The organism is Aliivibrio sp. 1S175, assembly GCF_001690985.1.
In the GTDB taxonomy this organism is placed as follows: domain Bacteria; phylum Pseudomonadota; class Gammaproteobacteria; order Enterobacterales; family Vibrionaceae; genus Aliivibrio.
Genome location: NZ_MAJS01000034.1, coordinates 927 through 5,020 on the forward strand (window position 1 = coordinate 927; position 4,094 = coordinate 5,020).

Genomic DNA, 4,094 nt, shown 5'->3' on the forward strand with positions numbered 1-4,094 from the left:
TGTAGCAAATCGTGTTGATGCGATTGTTATGCCTGTTGTTTCAATTTGGTACAAGACTCTCCAGACAGAAAACCCTTAGTGATTAACCTAACCTTATTCATTATTTTTTCTGAACCGTAATCAGTTAAATCCATGTGTTTCGAATTTTCAATTTCGACAATACAACTATGATATTTACTTTGCTCTTTTTCAGTTAACAAAGCACTAGCCACTGTCGGATATTCGGTCGCTCTTATTGATAACACTTGGACCTTAACTGTTTTTGGCAGAGCTACTCTACGATGATCTAATGTGATGATTTTGTTTATGTATGACTTATTTTCAGAAGCTAGCCATGCTGATATATCACCACCGTTTGAATGCCCAACTAACAGAATATTCTGAAAATCATACTCAGGATAACGAGGTGATATATTACTTTGCAGAAAATCTAACGTTTCTGCACCACGCTTCCAATTTTCGATCCTAGTTTGATATAAATCCCCTTTTTTAGATAAAGGAGGATCATTTGGTAATTCATGATCAACAGCAACAGTTAAGTAACCCATTTCATTTAAATTTTGAACCATTAACTGGTATTTCAAATACGGGACTTTATAACCAGCACTAACAAATGCAACCTTACACTTATTACTCGTAGTGCATAAATCCTTTTGGACAGGAAAATCTACAGTTATTGGAATATTTCGCTCTCGGCTAGCATCGTAAATATCCAAAGAAGTTGCCATAACTGAGCTAGTTAATAACGACAACGCAAGAGGTACTGCAAATTTCATAAAATTCCTTATTTATATCAAAACCGTAGAAAGGCATAACGCCTGCATAACACGTTTGCTACCATGCAGATTAAGCCTAAATTTACCACTTAATACGGTAAACCCAAAGAAACCTAGAATGCCGAATGTAGCAAATCGTGTTGATGCATTTGTTATATTTATTGTGTTAAATCTAATATCGGTTTTAATTTTATTAATCCAGCCTGTATAGAAGCTAATATAGCCAATAATGCTGTTAAAATAATCATGCTATATTGAAGTTTCAAACCATCTTTATGCCTACGTTCATTAATTTGAAAATATTCCAATGTGACGATAGCCTTCCCTGTAATTTTATAGTTTCCATTATGATTAACTATTATCTCTCCTGATTCTTCAAAAGATTTTAAATATAATCTTAATTTATTCATACATTTTTCTTTATTTGGATGTCCAAAACTTCTAAGCGAATAGATATCTGTCATTAAAGAGGTCAAGCAGAATTCTTTATTTGTAATACCATATGCTTCAATTATATGCTCAATTAACTCATGCCTTGGTCTACTTTGTAATCTTTTACAATTAAATACAACTTGAGAAAGTTTTTTCCAACTTCTAGAGACCGTTATTCTTATACATTCTTTTTTGAAGATATAATCTATAATAAATGCATTCAAACTTGTAAATTTAGAATAATAATTATAGAGGTAATACGTTATTTCAATATTATTTAAATCTACATTCCTGATATCAATTTTAGTTTTTACGTCAAAAGACCTTTCTTCTTTACAATATTCAAGAGCTGTTATTTCATCCCCTGAAATACCGCGTACCAACAATCGTCTTCCATCTGTACACGTTAACTTTATCGAATAAAAATTATTTTCATCACACTCAGGTAACGTCATACATATTGTCAACGGGCCAGTTTTAGCACAAACTAACTTAAGTGCTTTTCTTCGTATTCTGTCCAACATCTATAAGAAACCTCTAAAATAAATATAACGCCTGCATAACACGTTTACTACTATGCAATTATACTTAACATTGACGCCTTAAAACGAGAAACACCCGGCAAACTGAGATTGCCGAGTGTAGTAAATCGTGTTGATGCATTTGTTATATTTTTTAAGAGTGCTTACATTTTAGTTTAGACAAACAATTTTTAGTCGCTACTAATGTCGGTGCATATTGTTCTTTGTTACCATCACTTAGCTTATTGGCTAAATTTTCAAACGCCTTATCTAAGTCGTCTAAATACTTAACCATTGTTTTACACTCGTTGCTAGAAGAACCAAGATATACTTTGTAAATTCTTCCTGTTTTATCTCCTACCTTAAAGTATATTTTATGATTTTCGGGGTGCGTCATTTTTCGCGTATTTTCCGTGACATCAATATACTTAAACTCAACGATCATGTTATCAGACTTACTACAACCATATCGATAAGCTTTAGGTACAAAATATGGTGATACATAAGTAGTAAACTTTTCAGTTTTATCTTCAGTATTCTTTTCAAAAAGAAAATCTTTGAGGTAATACCAATTATTTATACTCATTATAACTCCTCCAATAAAACAGGTAATAAGCTACAAGTAACTTCCATAGCTTTTTGCATTTGTGTTATATCAATACCTTCTTCACTCTGACTATCAACCACAATAACACCCCATGCTTCACCGTCAACTAATATTAAAAAAGCTAAAAATGACCGTGATGGAGTTGCATTTTCTTTAATGTATGCCTCAAGTAACATAGGAGAAATTCGTGTTCGGTCACAATATCTTCTTTTATTTTCATCGTTTGTTGTGTGAGATATTTTAGGTAACTTTTCAAAATGAACCATATCACCACCTTTTGCCCAAGCAATTCCTGCAACACCTTCAGCTTTTCGTCCAGAATCTGGAGCCCAAAATACAGCGCGAGCATTTTGCCCAGTATGTCCAGATCTTGAAATTGGAACTAACCAACCGCTCCAAGGTGTTCGTTCAAATGTCCATGGGAAATATTTATTCGCCCAATATTTTCTTCTTAATAGTAGCCCATAATAACTTTTTTTGTATTTAAATAAGGTCACCCTATGATTGTCATCATAGTCACCATTGATATTACAACAAAGCCAATCCCTCAATGTATTCAATTTAACAGCTATACATTTCAGAATTGCGACAGAATTTGTCAATTTTAAGAAAAGAAAGGAGAAAACAATTGTCAATGCAGAGATGGTTAATAAAAATGGTGCATTATCCTTAACTTGGACAATAATGTGTTTCCATAATGGGTATGTTACAAACTGCTTTGAATTCAAATCTAATTGAATTATTGAACCAATAAACAATGAAGACATGGTTCCTATTACATTAAAGGACTTCAATATGTTCTGATTTCTTTTTCTAACTTTTATATTAGCCACGAATACTCCTCAGTATAAGTCACTGATTATAATGCACTATCACCAGGAACGCCATACCTAAAAATATAACGCCGCAATAACACGTTTATTACTACGACGACTTAGCTGAATTTTACTGCTTTAAACACCTAAACCAAAGACAAACCTACAACGCCGAATGTAATAAATCGTGTTGATTGCTTTGTTATGCGATTTGGTTATGAAGTGCGTCCCCTAAAGCTAAAACAAATTTTTGAACATCTTGTTTCAACCTGTCATATGCAGCACTACAGTTTGTAACTTTATCTTCTAAATTCCAATGTGGATATTTTGATAATGGCTTATTCACCCTACCTGAATGCTTAACACAATTATTAATTAAACGAAGTTCATCAAATGCTGAAAAACCCTCTAATTCTTTAATATTAAGGTCGTGATGCTTATAGAAATTTTCTAACTTTGTAATACTGAACTTAAAGTCTTGTTCTTTATCTGGCAATAGACCACTAATATTCAACATTTTTATTATTGTGATTTCTACTGACTTATATAGAGATACAATTTGCATCTCCTCAATTAATTCTATAATTTCATCTGAAGGATCATTTTCAGATAAAAAGTTAACTTCCTCTTGTAGTTCTTCATCTGATATTTCTTTTTGAGATGATAGTGTTCTGATACGTTCGGAGATTTCGTATGCGATATTTTCTTTTTTATTTATACCAGCACTGTACATTTCATCGATAACATCGATGTTTCGTTGAATATCCGAATTCATATTGATCCTTGCTATCTTTGAATAACGCTTTCCATGAAGTTTGAGGTAATCCAATGTAATCATATATATTCCTAATCGCATAACGCTGGCATAACACGTTTATTACCATGCAAACCAACCTGAATTAACCGCCTTAATCACAAAACCCAAGGCAAACCCAGAACGCCG

The 4,094-nt window shown here is 32.7% G+C and carries 5 protein-coding genes; all 5 read right to left on the reverse strand.

What is annotated here, in order from left to right; genetic code table 11:
* Window positions 1–26 precede the first annotated feature (26 nt).
* Window positions 27–776 carry an alpha/beta hydrolase gene (locus A6E06_RS11390; RefSeq protein WP_065593005.1) on the reverse strand — a complete coding sequence of 250 codons (750 nt, stop codon included), beginning with the start codon at window positions 774–776 and terminating at the stop codon, window positions 27–29.
* A gap of 158 nt (window positions 777–934) precedes the next feature.
* A complete protein-coding gene (locus A6E06_RS11395; protein WP_141676956.1) occupies window positions 935–1,663 on the reverse strand; it encodes a hypothetical protein in 729 nt (242 codons plus the stop codon).
* Window positions 1,664–1,883: 220 nt separating this feature from the next.
* Window positions 1,884–2,315 (reverse strand): hypothetical protein, encoded by a 432-nt coding sequence (locus A6E06_RS11400; RefSeq protein WP_065591857.1) that lies wholly within the window; start codon window positions 2,313–2,315, stop codon window positions 1,884–1,886.
* A complete protein-coding gene (locus A6E06_RS11405) occupies window positions 2,315–3,169 on the reverse strand; it encodes a hypothetical protein (protein ID WP_141676957.1) in 855 nt (284 codons plus the stop codon). Before A6E06_RS11405 ends, A6E06_RS11400 begins: the two co-directional genes overlap by 1 nt.
* A 184-nt stretch (window positions 3,170–3,353) precedes the next feature.
* Window positions 3,354–3,989 carry a hypothetical protein gene (locus tag A6E06_RS11410; RefSeq protein WP_141676958.1) on the reverse strand — a complete coding sequence of 212 codons (636 nt, stop codon included), beginning with the start codon at window positions 3,987–3,989 and terminating at the stop codon, window positions 3,354–3,356.
* Window positions 3,990–4,094 lie beyond the last annotated feature (105 nt).